The sequence below is a fragment of the Vibrio sp. 10N.222.51.C5 genome (genome assembly GCF_041474575.1).
Lineage (GTDB): Bacteria > Pseudomonadota > Gammaproteobacteria > Enterobacterales > Vibrionaceae > Vibrio > Vibrio crassostreae_C.
Genome location: NZ_JBFRUJ010000022.1, coordinates 61,719 through 76,714 on the forward strand (window position 1 = coordinate 61,719; position 14,996 = coordinate 76,714).

At 44.9% G+C, this 14,996-nt stretch carries 13 protein-coding genes; 6 read left to right on the plus strand and 7 right to left on the minus strand.

Annotated elements, in window-relative coordinates:
- Positions 1-92: 92 nt before the first annotated feature.
- Positions 93-1,106, plus strand: coding sequence for a LacI family DNA-binding transcriptional regulator (locus tag AB4558_RS08195; protein ID WP_137001361.1), 1,014 nt, complete (start codon positions 93-95; stop codon positions 1,104-1,106).
- A 196-nt stretch (positions 1,107-1,302) separates the two neighbouring features.
- Here AB4558_RS08195 and AB4558_RS08200 read toward each other — a convergent pair whose 3' ends face one another.
- Both AB4558_RS08200 and AB4558_RS08205 read right to left on the minus strand, forming a co-directional pair.
- Positions 1,303-2,931, minus strand: coding sequence for an ABC transporter ATP-binding protein (locus AB4558_RS08200; RefSeq protein ID WP_372158551.1), 1,629 nt, complete (start codon positions 2,929-2,931; stop codon positions 1,303-1,305).
- A 12-nt stretch (positions 2,932-2,943) separates the two neighbouring features.
- Positions 2,944-3,438, minus strand: coding sequence for a hypothetical protein (locus AB4558_RS08205; protein ID WP_372158554.1), 495 nt, complete (start codon positions 3,436-3,438; stop codon positions 2,944-2,946).
- Positions 3,439-3,678: 240 nt separating this feature from the next.
- Between AB4558_RS08205 and AB4558_RS08210 the strand changes: the two genes are divergently transcribed.
- Positions 3,679-6,039, plus strand: a complete 2,361-nt coding sequence (locus AB4558_RS08210) for a Lon protease family protein (protein WP_102433284.1) — start codon at positions 3,679-3,681, stop codon at positions 6,037-6,039.
- Between the two features lie 162 nt (positions 6,040-6,201).
- Here AB4558_RS08210 and AB4558_RS08215 read toward each other — a convergent pair whose 3' ends face one another.
- Complete coding sequence (locus AB4558_RS08215; protein WP_017065025.1) at positions 6,202-6,948, minus strand: flagellar brake protein; 747 nt, start codon at positions 6,946-6,948, stop codon at positions 6,202-6,204.
- A 274-nt stretch (positions 6,949-7,222) separates the two neighbouring features.
- Between AB4558_RS08215 and AB4558_RS08220 the strand changes: the two genes are divergently transcribed.
- From AB4558_RS08220 to AB4558_RS08230, 3 genes are read left to right on the plus strand one after another with little or no spacing between them, the layout of a single operon-like run.
- Complete coding sequence (locus tag AB4558_RS08220; RefSeq protein ID WP_004732803.1) at positions 7,223-7,507, plus strand: GNAT family N-acetyltransferase; 285 nt, start codon at positions 7,223-7,225, stop codon at positions 7,505-7,507.
- Between the two features lie 11 nt (positions 7,508-7,518).
- Positions 7,519-8,667: a phosphotransferase gene (locus AB4558_RS08225; protein ID WP_372158557.1), complete on the plus strand. Its 1,149-nt coding sequence runs from the start codon at positions 7,519-7,521 to the stop codon at positions 8,665-8,667.
- A complete protein-coding gene (locus AB4558_RS08230; protein ID WP_010432674.1) occupies positions 8,657-9,838 on the plus strand; it encodes an MFS transporter in 1,182 nt (393 codons plus the stop codon). Before AB4558_RS08225 ends, AB4558_RS08230 begins: the two co-directional genes overlap by 11 nt.
- Positions 9,839-9,946: 108 nt before the next feature.
- On the opposite strand, the gene AB4558_RS08235 is transcribed toward AB4558_RS08230, so the two are convergent.
- Both AB4558_RS08235 and AB4558_RS08240 read right to left on the minus strand, forming a co-directional pair.
- A complete protein-coding gene (locus AB4558_RS08235) occupies positions 9,947-10,861 on the minus strand; it encodes a DMT family transporter (protein ID WP_372158560.1) in 915 nt (304 codons plus the stop codon).
- A gap of 332 nt (positions 10,862-11,193) precedes the next feature.
- Entirely contained in the window at positions 11,194-12,087 is an 894-nt protein-coding gene (locus tag AB4558_RS08240) for a DMT family transporter (protein WP_017065021.1), read from the minus strand.
- 123 nt (positions 12,088-12,210) lie between these two features.
- Between AB4558_RS08240 and AB4558_RS08245 the strand changes: the two genes are divergently transcribed.
- Positions 12,211-12,693, plus strand: coding sequence for a MarR family winged helix-turn-helix transcriptional regulator (locus AB4558_RS08245; RefSeq protein WP_017054932.1), 483 nt, complete (start codon positions 12,211-12,213; stop codon positions 12,691-12,693).
- Positions 12,694-12,792: 99 nt separating this feature from the next.
- On the opposite strand, the gene AB4558_RS08250 is transcribed toward AB4558_RS08245, so the two are convergent.
- Entirely contained in the window at positions 12,793-13,233 is a 441-nt protein-coding gene (locus tag AB4558_RS08250) for a heme-binding protein (RefSeq protein WP_008220964.1), read from the minus strand.
- A gap of 101 nt (positions 13,234-13,334) precedes the next feature.
- Positions 13,335-14,960 (minus strand): malate synthase A, encoded by a 1,626-nt coding sequence (aceB, locus tag AB4558_RS08255; RefSeq protein WP_372158563.1) that lies wholly within the window; start codon positions 14,958-14,960, stop codon positions 13,335-13,337.
- Positions 14,961-14,996: the final 36 nt, after the last annotated feature.

Here is a 14,996-nt window from a genome sequence, read left to right on the forward strand (position 1 = left end):
ATGACACGATTTTCAGCTAAAGCAGTGGTATGCAGGTTGAAACTGATGGGGAGCTTAAAGCTCCCCGAATGTCATTTGATTAGGGATTCGAGATGCGCACTAAAACAAAAAAAACAACAGTATACGATGTAGCAAGACTGGCTGGTGTTTCTCCCAGCACCGTGTCTCGCTTCCTTAATCGAACCACTTATGTGTCTGACGATAAAAGCCAAAATATTGAGCAAGCCATTAAAGACACGGGCTACAAACCTAACTTCCAAATGCAAGAAAACACCAACCGACGTTCACTCACCATTGGTGTGTTGGTGCAACACCCTGACAGCCCTTATACCAGTCGTATCCTCAACGACATGGAGAAAACCCTGATAGCTCAAGGCTATTCGTTAGTGATAGCAACCGGGCATTGGCAAAAAAAGCTCGAGATACACGCCTTAGAGTATCTGGCTAAGAGCAATGTCGATGGAATGATCATCGTAACAGGCAGCATCACCAAAGAGGATATTGCCAAGTACGCGCAAGACATCCCGATTGTCGCGGTCGGTTATGATTTCGCTGAAGACAACGTTCGTTCAATCAATATCGATAATGTGCTAGGCGGTTACATGGCGACGCTTCACTTATTACAACAAGGGCATGTGAACATCGCCCATATCAAAGGGCTTTCGAGTCAACCAGATGCGGGTAATCGTTTTGAAGGCTATAAGAAAGCGCTGCAAGAGGCGGGCATTAAGGTGATGCCAAAGCTCGTCAAGCAAGGGGATTTCAGTAGTGAAACTGGCTATGAGAAAACCGTGGAATTAATTGAATCTAAGATTCACTTCTCAGCCCTGTTTGCTGCCAATGATCAAACGGCTTACGGCGCGATTAAGGCGCTCCATGATCACGGCTACAAAGTGCCAGAAGATGTGTCAGTGATTGGGTTTGATGACTTGCCAACGTCTAAGTATTTCACACCTGCGTTAACAACATTAAGGCAGCCAATTGAAGAGATTGGAGAGGTGTGTGCTCAGTCGATTTTGAACTTACTTTCAGGTGAGAGGCATGAAGCACGACTACCACCGATAGATTTAATCGTCAGAGAGTCGACCAAGTCTCTGTATCGTTAGTTGTGAAATGATTGAATCATAGGGAGTTACAGTCAAAGACACATTATTTCCCTTCAGAAACGAAAAATGTCGCATCCATGCGACATTTCTCTTTTGGCGGCCAAACCAGTTTTGCTATATCCATTCTAGATTTCAATCCATTAGGAGATTATTCAGAATGTAATTATAAGACGCTGTTAATGTTGATTAGTTCCCTTTATGCGGCATTTTTTTTCGATTTATCTTCTAAGTCGAATGACGCAGCGATTAATTTCTTGGTGTAGTTGTTTTTCGGCGCATTGAAAATCTCTTCTGCAGACCCTTCTTCCATTACTTCGCCCTTCTGCATCACCAGTACGCGATCCGACAGTGCTTTCACTACCGAGAGATCGTGGCTGATGAACAGGAAGCCGATATTGTGCTTGGCTTGAATGTCTTTCAGCAGGTCAATCACGGTCAGTTGTACTGAGCGATCGAGTGCTGAAGTCGGTTCATCCAGCAAAATGAAAGAGGGCTCTAGAATCAGTGCGCGAGCAATCGCGATACGTTGTCTTTGCCCGCCAGAGAACTCATGTGGATAACGGTTTATTGAATTCGGCTCTAAGCGAACTTCAATCAATGCTTTGCGCGCTCTTTCTAAACGTTCTTGCTTGGATAGATGAGGTTGATGCACCGTTAAGCCTTCGGTGATGATTTCCCCAACTGTCATGCGTGGTGATAAAGAACCATAAGGATCTTGGAACACCATTTGGACATCTTTCTTGAGCTTGTGACGCTCTTTATCATTTAATAAGCTAACGTCTTGGCCTTTGTAAACAATACGTCCGGTACTCGGCAGCAAGCCGATTAATGCACGTCCAAGGGTTGATTTACCTGAACCAGATTCACCAACAATGCCTAGCGTTTCGCCTTGCTTAAGATTCAACGAAATGCCTTTTACGGCTTCGAAGTACTGGCTTTTACTCTTGATAAAGTGTGATTTCACCAAGAACTGAACTCGGATGTCGTCAGCACACAATAGCTCTGGGGCTGACGCCTCAACAGGAACCTTAGCGCCTTTAGGAATCGAGTTAATTAGCATGCGTGTGTAATCGTGTCTTGGATTCTCGAATAAGGCTTGAGTCATCCCTTCTTCAACTAGCTCACCTTTGCACATCACCAGAACACGGTCGGCAAAGTGTTTTACTACGCCAAGGTCATGGGTGATGAACAAAATTGCCATGCCCATTTTGTTTTGGATTTCTTTGATAAGAGAAAGCACTTCCGCTTGTACGGTCACATCCAATGCGGTGGTAGGTTCGTCGGCAATCAAAATATCGGGCTCGTTGATCAAAGCCATCGCAATCATGATGCGCTGTAATTGACCACCTGAAAACTCATGCGGATACTTGTTGTAAGCCTGCTCTGGCATTGGTAAATGCACAAGATTGAAGAGCTCTAGCACACGCTGTTTTGCTTTTGATTTCGATACATTGCGGTGACACATAATGGCTTCAGCCACTTGTGTGCCTACGCGCAGGTATGGGTTGAGAGAGGTCATCGGTTCCTGGAAGATCATGCCGATTCTGTCGCCACGAATCGACTGCATTTCTCGTTCAGTCTTGCCAAGTATTGATTGCCCCTCAAATTCTATTTCAGATTGAGCATCAATGATGGCGTTATCAGGGAGCAAACGCATGAGTGCGTTGGAAGAGACAGATTTACCAGAACCTGATTCACCAACAATGGCCAAGGTTTCGCTGGATTTAAGGGTAAAGTTAACCTTTTTCACCGCATCAACGATTCCATCGTTGGTTTTGAAGCTAACGGAGAGGTTATTGACTTTAAGAAGAGCCCGGTCCGACATGATATATCCTTATCAATTTAAGACATTAGGTGAAGATTGAACTTCTGACGTTGTTTTAAGTTGCCCAAAATGGTGATGAGCACGTTGAATTTGTTCTAGTTCGAGCATCCAATGCGAACTGCGCTGAGCGCTGCAAAAAGCGATCAGGTGATTGAGCAAACCTTCGCTCTGCTTTTCCAATAACCCCAAGGTACGTTGAATCAGCTCAGTGTTCTCCAGAGAGATAAATTGCATCAGAGCGTAAGATTGATTCAAGGTATCGAAGGCTTGTTGGTGCTGCCCTAAACGGTTGAGAATCTCAGATTGAGCAACACTCGCATCTCTCAACCCGGCAAGCAGGCAGGCAAATTGGCAAGGCTTGATATCGCTTTGGTATGCTGCATCTTGTATGTGATGAGGAAGTGATGTTAGAACATCACCATACAGGCGCTGTGCTTCAGGCCAGTGACCTTGTTCCATTAACTGTTCAGCTTTTAGGTAGTGCATCCAACATCGTTCAATTTCCATATCCACATCCTCAATTCATAATATCTGAAAATGTTAATGATATTTATTATCAATTGCAAATTAAAATCATTCACATGTTAAGTTGATGAATTAAATGACGGGCTATTCCTAAAAATGGCTTAAATTGTGTGTTATTTGTTCAGTTGAACAGCTGTGTAGCGTAAGTCACTAAATTTGTAGGAAATTACATCTACACTGATTTTATCTACACCTAAGTAATGAAGGACTAAGGAGGCGGCGATGGCGATGCAAAGACTCAATACAGAACAGCTGTATCAGGTAGCAGAACTCGAGAAGTTACCATGTAAGTCGACCAAAGAACTGGCTCCAATTGACGAGATCGTCGGGCAAGAACGTGCTCAAAAGGCCGTTGAGTTCGCGATGTCAATCAAGGAAAAGGGTTACAACATTTATGCGATAGGGCGAAATGGTCTGGGTAAACGCACCATGATCTTGCGCTATCTAAACCGACACCCTCAAGAGGTTCAGGAGCTTTTTGATTGGTGTTATATCGCGAACTTTGAAGATATTCGTACACCTAAGGTACTGAAATTGCCTCGTGGCGTTGGCAGCAGCTTAAAGCAAGACATTGAAAAGCTGATGCGTAAATTGCTGAAAGGTATGCCTCTAGCATTTGATAACGAGATGTACTTTAGCCGTGCTGACAGGCTTAAAAACCAATTAGCAGCTAAGCAGCAAGCCGCGTTAGAAAGCATTAGCCAAGAAGCGAAAGACAAGGGCATTAACCTGACGATCACCACTCAGGGTGATTACCAATTTGTGGCAATGAATGGCGATGATCTTCATACCGAAGAGAGCTTTGATCTGCTTTCGCCGGAAGAACAAGATCAATTTGATAAAACCATTGATGGGTTGGAAGTCGGGCTGCGAACCATTTCTCGTGAATTAACGGAACTTGAAGAGACGTACACTGAGAAAATTCAAAAGCTGAATGATGACACAGCACGAGATGTGATTACTCACTTTATCAAGCAGTTGAAGCAGGATTATAGTCAATATCCAGAGATCAAGAAATACCTCACAGCATTGCGTAAGGATATCGTTGATAACGCAGATATTTTTCTAGAAGAGAGCACAGAGCAAGCAGAAGTTGCAACGGCCTCTTTGGATAAGAAAATGCCGCGTCGCTACAAGGTTAATGTGATTGTTAGCCAGAAGGAGGAGGCGATGCCGATCGTGGTAGAGGAAAACCCAAATTACCACTCTCTGTTTGGCCATGTGGAAACAGCGACTTTTAAAGGTACCGTATTTACCGATTTCTCCTTGATTCGCGCAGGTAGCTTGCACAGAGCAAACGGCGGCGTATTGTTGATGGATGCGGTCAAGGTGCTTGAGCAGCCGTACGTTTGGGAAGGCTTGAAGCGAGCGCTGCGTTCACGTCAATTGAGTTTCACTTCATTAGAAAAAGAGGTGACCTTAACTGGGGCGGTATCGCTTGATCCTGAACCGATTCCATTGGACGTTAAGATCATTCTGTTTGGTGATTACCGAACTTACCAACTGCTGCAACATTACGATGCGGAGTTTGGTGAACTGTTCCGTGTGACAGCCGATTTTGAAGATGAGATGAAGCGCACTCCCGATTCTGAAATGCATTACGCGCGCTTTATTTCGAGCATCGTACATGACAACAACATGTTGCATTGTGACCGCAAAGCGATTGCTCGCATCATTGAGCACAGTTCTCGTCAGGCGGGTGACCAAGGTAAATTGTCTCTGCACTCGGCACACATTGCCAATCTGCTTCGTGAGTCAAACTACGTGGCGAGAGGCTCAAAATCGAACCTGATTCGTGCAACGCACGTCGACCAAGCGTTATCTAACCAACAGATGCGTGTTGGACGACTGCAAGACAGTGTGATGGAAACCTTTACTAATGGCACAACGCTGATTCATGTCGATGGTCAGGCGGTTGGGCAAGTGAATGCGCTTTCTGTACTTAGCACGACGGATCATATGTTTGGTGCGCCGAACCGAATCACGGCAACCACCGCTTACGGTGATGGTGAAGTGATTGATATTGAAAGAAACGTAGACCTAGGCGGCAGTATTCACTCGAAAGGCGTGATGATCTTGTCGGCTTATCTTTCTTCGGTATTTGGTAAGACAGCGAAAGTACCGCTCACCACCAATATTACCTTCGAACAATCTTATGGTGGCGTCGATGGTGACAGTGCCAGTATGGCTGAGTTCTGTGCGGTGGTGTCTGCATTTTCTAAGCAGCCAAACCGCCAAGATATTGCGATTACCGGCTCGATGAATCAGTTCGGTGAGTCTCAGCCAATAGGTGGTGTGAACGAGAAAATTGAAGGCTTCTTTGATGTGTGTGAAATCAAAGGACGTTCAAACGAACAAGGGGTGATAATCCCACGTTCGAATGTTCATAACCTGATGCTACGCAGTGATATCGTGAAAGCGGTTGAAAAGGGCGAGTTTAATATCTGGGCGATTGACCATGTAACAGAAGCGATTGAGCTGTTCACAGGCAAAGCTGCAGGTGAGGCAAGTGATGAGGGTAGCTACCCAATTGATACTATTTTTGGTATCGCTCAAGCGAAACTGAACGCACTGCGTAAATAGCTAAATACAAAGTTTAATAGCTAAACAAATAAATAGCAGCCAAAACGCAAAAGCCATCGTTTAGAGTCGATGGCTTTTTTATTGGTTGAGGTTTGGCTCGCTAGGAGCCATTTGTTTTTGGTTAGCTTACGGTATTCGGAGAAAGTAGCGTCTTAAAAGGCGTTAACCGTTTCGTAAGCAGAGCTTGGTGCCATCGAACTTTAATTTTGCCAACAAGTGCTTAGCGTTGGCTCGGCCAATATCATCAAATTCGACACCGTATCGAGCGTAGTGCGTCGATTTTTGCAGATTGCAGACGATGCCTCGCAATGGCGGAATCAGTGGTCCGTTGTAGTTCTCAGGGGTTATCTCAATAGACACGCGATCGGCAATCTGAATCGCACGAGAGGTTGGTGAGGTAACGAAACGACAACCACTTTTCGATAAGTCTCTTATCTCACAGTTTGCTCGCTGGTCGTTGAAGATGATTCTTGAAGCCAGATTCACTTCATAGCGTGTTTCTTTACGTAGCTGTGTCACTTGCATCGTGCTTGGTGTAGACAGCACTAGAATAGGGAAGGGTTCACCAATCTTATGGTGAATTTGGCTTCTAAAGTGGATAAGCGCGCCTTCACCTCGTAGAGAATACGCACGAGCGGTCATCCAAAAACCTTCTTGAAAGAAAAAGTTCAGATCTTCATTGGATACCTCGGGAACCTCAACCACAATACAGTTATCACTGTGCGTTCCGATAAACTTGGTGGTGGCGAGAAACTTCGTGCCAACGGGAGTCGAGACATTTAATGTCAGCTCACTGCCGTGCTCAATCATGGCCAGTGCATCAGTGCTATTGATAGTGGAAACGGTGCGATTACGAGGGTCTTGAAGTGCCTGATTATGCTCCAAAGGCTTCTTCAGGGGTGCGTTCATTATATGTTCTCCATGCGCCAACATGCGTCTGTTAGTTATACTGGTAACTTGCTAATAAGGGGTTATTACGTGCTAGATTTAGTAGGTGTACTAACGCAATTTATAGAGTGCTTTTAATTGGTTTGAATTTTATTTATAACCACACGCTATAATAATATTTTCTTTGATTGTAAGTACTTAGTTTTATTTATATGCACTTGCGCTAGTCTATTACAAGGAACTCATACTTCAAACTTTTATTGTTTGTCGTATCAATTATTTGCAGGAGTTGAGAATGCAGGCAGTAAAATGGGATCAAGAAGTGAACCAGATCACGGTAGAGTTAGAACCCAACCAGTTCGCGGTCGTTAAGTATCAAAAGGACGGAGATGTACTACATATCACGTCGACACGCATTCCTGATGAACTGCAAGGCAAGGGCTTTGGGAAGGTGATGATGGAGTCGGTATTGCCTGAAATTGAACAAGCGGGCTTCAAAATTGTGCCGGTTTGTAGCTATGTGGTTCACTACATGAATAGGCAGCCACAGTGGTCACACCTTCTATCCGATAAAGCATAACAACGAGTAATATGTCTCAATCAATATCGTCGAATAATCGAGCTCAACCTGAAGCGGGTTCAAGTCAAAATCAGCCAGAGCTTTATCAACAAGAGTTTTATCAAAATGAGCTTTATCAAAAAATAGCGACCTCGCTGGGTTGTCATGAAGGGTTTGATGTCCAAGTGATTCAACGCCTATGGGGTGGATATGGCGAGTTAGTTCGCTTAGTCTTTTCTCAAGAAAGCAGTGCGGAACTCAAGAGTGTGATTGTTAAACATGTCGCACTGCCAGATAAAGCCGAACACCCCAAAGGTTGGAACACCAAATTATCTCATCAGCGAAAGGTGCACTCTTACCAAGTTGAGACGGCTTGGTATCAGTCGTTCACTCAGCAATGGGATGAGCGTTGCCCTGTGCCTGTTGGGCTGCAATGTGAACTAGAAGAGAATGAGTGGCTGATAGTGATGCAAGACTTAGCGGATATAGGTTTTCCGTTAACCTCTCAGTTTGATGTACTTGCAGCTTCTGACTATCAGGCACCTAGTTACACACGAGAAGAGAAAAAACAACGTAATGCTTGCCTTAAATGGCTCGCTAACTTTCACGTAAAGCACATCAATATCAATCAAGAGCAGTTGTCATCATTGTGGCAAGTCGGTACTTATTGGCATCTAGATACACGTCCTGATGAGCTCAATGCCTTGGCTGATTTACCATTGAAGAACCAAGCCAAGCACATCGACCGTTTACTAAAAGAATGTCCATATCAAACCTTGGTACATGGCGATGCCAAGCTCGCCAATTTTTGTTTTGATTCTGAAAGCGAGCGAGCAGCTGCGGTCGATTTCCAATATGTGGGTTACGGCTGTGCGATGAAAGACGTCGCCTTGTTCATGAGCAGCGCGATTAGGCCACAAGATTGCGCAGAGCTTGAATCAGAAGTACTAGATGCTTACTTCCACTACTTGAAAGAGGCATTGGCGTACTATCAGCCACACCTTTCATTTGATGAGGTAGAAGCAGCATGGCGACCAATGTTTTACGTGGCGTGGGCCGATTTCCAACGTTTCGTAAAAGGCTGGAGCCCAGAGCATTGGAAGATTAACCCTTATACTGAGCAGTTGACCTTACGAGTGCTCACTCAATTAGACGAACAGGAGTCCGTCAATGTTCGATAGAACCGCGAGCTGGAAAACGCCGCAAAACTTTTTATTACTGATTTCGATTGTTGTACCGATCGCGTTTTCGAGCTGGATGGCTTTACTTAATAACTTCGTGATTGAGAAGGCGAACTTTGATGGTGCGGATATTGGCTTGCTGCAAAGTGTGCGTGAGATCCCGGGTTTCTTAGCGTTTACCGTAGTGTTTGTGTTGGCATTCATTCGTGAGCAACGCTTCATGTTGATATCGCTGGCGATGCTCACTGTAGGCACCGCGATTACGGGTCTGTTCCCCTCACTCACTGGATTGTTGCTGACTACCATTTTAATGTCGACGGGCTTTCACTATTTTGAAACGCTGAAGCAGTCTTTGTCACTGCAATGGTTGAGTAAAGAAGAAGCGCCAGAGATGCTAGGTAAGATGATCTCCGTTGGCGCGTTGGCATCTTTAATCACTTATGGCTCTATTTGGGTGATGTTAGAGCAACTCAAACTCGACTTTGCTTGGGTGTATGGCATCACTGGCGGAATTGGTTTTGTTTTAGTTTTGGTGATGACCTTTGGTTTCCCTGAATTTCAGACTAAGACCCAACAAAATAAGAAACTGGTATTGAGAAAGCGTTACTGGCTCTACTACGCACTAACGTTTATGAGTGGTGCAAGAAGACAAATCTTCACCGTGTTTGCAGGCTTTCTGATGGTAGAGAAATTCGGTTACTCGGCAGCTGACATAACGCTATTGTTCTTAATCAACTACCTATTTAACTTCTTGTTCGCAAAACGTATTGGTCGATTTATTGGTGTGGTGGGTGAGCGTAAGGCGCTGATTTTCGAGTATGTCGGTTTGATTGGTGTATTTGTCGGTTATGGCTTAGTGCAAAACGCAGAGTGGGCGGCAGCACTTTACGTGGTCGATCATTTGTTCTTTGCATTGGCACTAGCGATCAAAACTTACTTTCAGAAAATTGCAGATCCGGCTGACATGGCATCAACCGCTGGTGTCTCTTTCACCATCAATCATATTGCAGCGGTCGTTATTCCAGTGGTGTTTGGTGTGATTTGGTTGTCTTCTCCTGCAACGGTTTTCTATATTGGTGCAGTGATGGCCGTGGTTTCTCTAGCGCTATCTTTAAACATTCCGAAGAAACCTGAAGAGGGCAACGAAGTGCGAATGTTTAGCTGGCGCTAATGTTGGTCTCGATATTATGAAATAAGCAAAAAGCTCCAATAGTGATATTGGAGCTTTTTGTTTATGTGGGATATGTATATCTAATCCGCAAAATAGGTTTCACGCGGATCAGTTTCTTACGGTTTTTAATTCGGTACGCAGCTTGAAGATTCCCTTTGGTGCTTTGGTCAGTAAGATGCCGCAAAGTAGAGGAATCATCATTACAAGTGACTGTTCAGATAGAACCTCACCATTGATGTAGCAAGAGATCAGCAGCGCAACCACTGGGAAGATTAGGAAGCAGATAGATGCTTGGAAAGGTGTCGAAACCTGACCTAATTTAAAGTAAGCAACAATGCCGCCAACACTCGCCACAAAGCCTAGGTAAACCACAGCAGAGATTGAATCCCAAGTGAAAGATTCAATATTCACGTTTTCACCTATAGCTGAAACAGCGAACAAGAATAGAGCTGCAATTAGGCTCGGTACGGCGTTGTAGGTTAGTACTTCAATGCCTTTGCAGTGCTTTTGAACCAGCACATACATCACTGCGTGAATCGCAACAGCAAGGCCTAAGCAAACCGTGCCAATTAGGTAGTCATCGCCACCCATCTGCATTTCATTACCAAGGATTAGACATAGGCTCACAACAGCAGTAATCAACCCGAATATCTGGTGCTTCGCCAGTCGTAGACCTAAGAATAAGCCAGACATCAGCATCACAACCACAGGCATGTTGGCGAAGATGATCGACGCTAAACCTGAAGAGATGTATTGCTCGCCATAGATCATCAACGTAAACGGAATCGCGAAATACATCAGCGCAACAATAAGCAGCCATTGGCGCTTACCTTTAGGGAACAGCAGTGGTTGGTTGAAGACTTTCGCTAATACCGCAAGCAGAGGTGCTGCAAGTAAAAAGCGTAACGCAGTAGCAAAAATAGGTGGGATAGAATGCAATGCTACTTCCATAGCGAACCAAGTGGTTCCCCAAATTAAGCAAACAGAGACAAAAAGCAAGATAGTTAGAGACTTCGAATTCATGGTGACTACTCATTAATAATTATTTTAAATCATAAGCTTGTGGCGCCTTAATGACGTGGCACAGTATAGAAAGGTAGTCGGAGAAAAGTTTTGTCTTTTTATCTCTAATTTGAGTTTTTTGTGGAAATTAAATCTCTAGTATGATTATTTTATAGAAAATAAATTCGCTTTAGATAGTTAAAGTAAAGTCATTGTTCTTTGTGAGGTTTAATTTAACTTAAGGAATGGTCAACTCAACGAGTATGGCTGTTGGGTTATTGCTGTTAGCGTAGCAACAAAAAACGCGCCCTTAATGAGGCGCGTTTTTGAGCAATACGTTTAAGAGGCTGCGTCTACTGCGTAACAGGCTTAACTTGTTTGGGTTGTCTTACCGCAAGGATAAGTTGTGGTAGCAGTGACATCACTATCATGCCGGTCATTAGTGAGTATTGTACTGCAGTGAATGATTCACCCATTAACACCATGCCTGTCACGATGCCAGCCACTGGGTTTGCGATTCCACCGAAGGTGAAATCAACCACCGACATACGTTGTAGCAACCACACATACATGCCGTAACCCAGCGCTGTGTTTAGGCCAATCACCCACACGAGTCCCATAGCATTACGAGTATCGAAATGAGTCACGGCATTAACATAAGGCTGCGGGTCGATGAATGCATGAACGCCAGACGCGACAGACAAAATCGTACCACCCAGAATCAACTGCCACGTTAATACCTTCCACCAGTGCATGCGGTTACCCAGTGACTTGGTAATGCTGCTGCCGATGACAATACACATTATTGCGGCGAACATTGCGCCTAAACCGATTGGGTTCAGAGCAATTTGGCTTGGGTTAAACAGTATCCACGCTAAGGTGATCAAGCCAATACCCGAAAGGGCCTGAATCAGATGCGGGCGCTGTTTTTTCACTACCCAGTGGAAGATCATCGCGAACACTGGCACAGAGATCATACCCACGCCAGAGATTGCCGAAGGCAGCGTTAGCGCCATCACGAAGATCAAGCCAAAGAAGGTCGCGATATTGATAAGGCCCAGTGTGAAAATGATTTGCCACTCGCCTTTTTTAGGCAGTGTTGGTTTTACTGCTAGCAATAACAAACCAGCAGGTAACGCACGCAAAGCACCCAATAATAATGGTGGCCACTCCTGTAGCGTAAATTGCGTCACTGCATAGGTTGTTCCCCAAAAGAACGCGGGGATCATTGCTAATAATATGTTCATTTAAAATATCTTTACGTTAAGATAACTATTGTGTGAACTGTATACTGAGAACTAGTGGTTGTAAAGTATCTTTATGTTAAACTAGTTTGAAGTAATCAGACTAACAACGGAGCGAGATTGCAAATGGATGCTATCGACCGCGTAGTAGAGCAATGGGCAAAGGAAAAGCCCGAACTAGAAACTGAGCCTATGGCAATGATGGGTCGGATTATGCGTATTGCCAAGTATATGGAGACGCAAGTTGCCGAGCTTCATAAAAAATACGACATGAAGCTGGGTGAGTTTGATGTGCTGGCGACGTTGCGACGTTCTGGGAAGCCTTACCGACTGACGCCATCTGAACTGATTGGATCCATGATGCTGACATCTGGCGCGATGACCAATCGCCTTGATAAGCTAGAAGCCAAAGGGCTGATCAGTCGTGAACACAGCAAAGAAGACAGACGCAGCGTGAGTGTCCAGTTAACTAAAGATGGTCTTATTCTGATTGACCAAATGATGACTGAACATGTCGAAATGCAGAAAAAACTGGTTAAATCATTGTCTGCGAGTCAGAAGAAGAACACCAACCAACTTCTGAAAACATGGTTGAGCGCGTACGAGTAGTTTTTCTGATCTTCCTTTAGATTCAATAAAAAACCGAAGCTTAATCGCTTCGGTTTTTTTGTGCTTGTTTAAGAATTTCAAGTACAGCGAATTGGCGAGTTAAGCTTGCAGCATCTCGTCACTGAACAGTTCTGCACAACCAATGCCGTTGATGGCGCAACTTTCGTCGATGTCTGAGATGTCACCGCTGACCCCAATCGCACCAAGTACCGTTTTATCCTTATCTCGAATCAGTAGGCCCCCTGGCACTGGCACCATGTTTCCGTGTGCGAGTACGTTTACGGCGGAGATAAATGCTGGTCGATTATCAGCATCTTGGGCGAGTTTTCTAGAGGAACAACCCAGTGCGAGTGCTCCCCACGCTTTAGCAATCGCGATGTCTGGTCGCATCATGCTAGAGCCGTCTTGACGTTGCAGAGAAATCAGCTTGCCACCGCTGTCTAAGACGGCGACCGTCAAAGGTTCTGTGTGGATCTTGTTTCCTGCTTTTAAGGTGCCATCAATGATGGTTAACGCTTGTTGTAGAGTCAAACTTCCCATGTTATCTCCTAGTTTTTCAAGGGGCCGTGTACCAAGCTAAGTCAGCCAATCATTACGCTTGTTGTGAATATCATCGACTGATTCAGCTCGGTACAAGAGTCCTAACTGGACTCTTGTAATAGCCCATAGCTGGGTAAAGTTAGGAAGGCAGCGAACTCTTTGGCTGTAGAAAGTTGATAGAAAAGATCAGCTGTCTCTTCAAATCGACCTGCTGTATAGCGCGAGTCTCCGACTTCATGTTTTATCGTGTCTAGCTCTTGGTAAAGCCAAGAGTGGAATAGTGATTTGGTAAAGGTTTGGCCGTCATCAAGCGTGACGCCGTGGTGGATCCATTGCCAAATATTGGCTCTTGAGATCTCTGCGGTGGCGGCATCTTCCATAAGGCCGTAGATAGGTACACAGCCGTAGCCTTGAATCCAAGCTTCGATGTAATACAGCGCAATACGGATATTCTTGCGCACGCCGGCTTCGTCGCGGCTGCCTTCACAAGGTTTTAGCAACGAGTCTGCATTGATCACATGCTCCGGGCTTTGAAAATCCATTTGGTTTACTTTGCCATCTAAGTGCTTATCAAAGATCGACATTGCCAAATCAACCAGTGCAGGGTGCGCGACCCATGTGCCGTCGTGTCCGTTCTGAGATTCTCTTTGCTTATCTTCGATAACCTTGGCGGTTACACGCGCCATTTCTTGCGGATCTTTCGCTGGAATAAAGGCCGACATACCACCCATCGCCAGTGCGCCGCGAGCATGACAAGTACGCACCAACAGTTGGCTATAGGCATTTAGAAACTCTTGATCCATGCCGATCCCGTGGCGGTCAGGCAGGATGCGGTCTTTATGGTTTTTCAGCGTTTTGATGTAGCTGAAGATGTAATCCCAACGGCCACAGTTCATTGCCACGATATGATCACGCATTGCGTACAAGATCTCTTCCATTTGGAATACGGCTGGAAGCGTCTCAATCAAAACCGTCGCACGAATGGTGCCTTTGGGTACGTGGAAATAGTTTTCGGTGAAGCTGAAAATATCGTCCCACCACTGTGCTTCTTCCATGCTCTCAAGCTTGGGAATGTAGTAGTAAACCCCTAAACCTTGTTGTGCTCGTGATTGATAGTTATGGAAAAAGTACAAGGCGAAGTCCATCAAGCAACCGCCGATAGGCTGATTGTTGAATTGGATGGATTGCTCAGGTAAATGAATACCACGTGGGCGTGCGATCAGCAGTGCAGGATCGTCGTTTAATTGGTAACGCTTCTGCTTCTTCTCATCGAAGTAGCTAATGGTGCCAAGGTTGGCGTCTCTTAGGTTGATTTGCCCTTCGACCATATTGGCCCAAGTCGGGGAAGACGCATCTTCAAAACAACACATGAAGACTTTCGCGCCTGAGTTTAGCGCGTTGATCACCATTTTTCTTTCGATAGGTCCGGTGATCTCTACGCGTCGATCCAGTAACTCTGGCGGCGGTGTTGCCACTTTCCATTCTTTATTCTGACGAATGGATATGGTGTCCTTTCTGAAATTAGGTAACTCACCGTTGTCATATTGAGCTTGTTTTATGTCACGGTCATTTAGCAGGGTATGACGGCGATCTCCAAACTTATTAACAAGGGCTTCTAAGAACTTTAATGCATCTTTAGACAAGATCTCTTTGTACTCGGAGTTGTCCATCTTCCCAAGTACCTGCATACACAGCACATCTTTTCTCTCTTTCACGTCATTCATCATTGTTGTCTCCTTTAAACAATACGATGCCACTTTGTA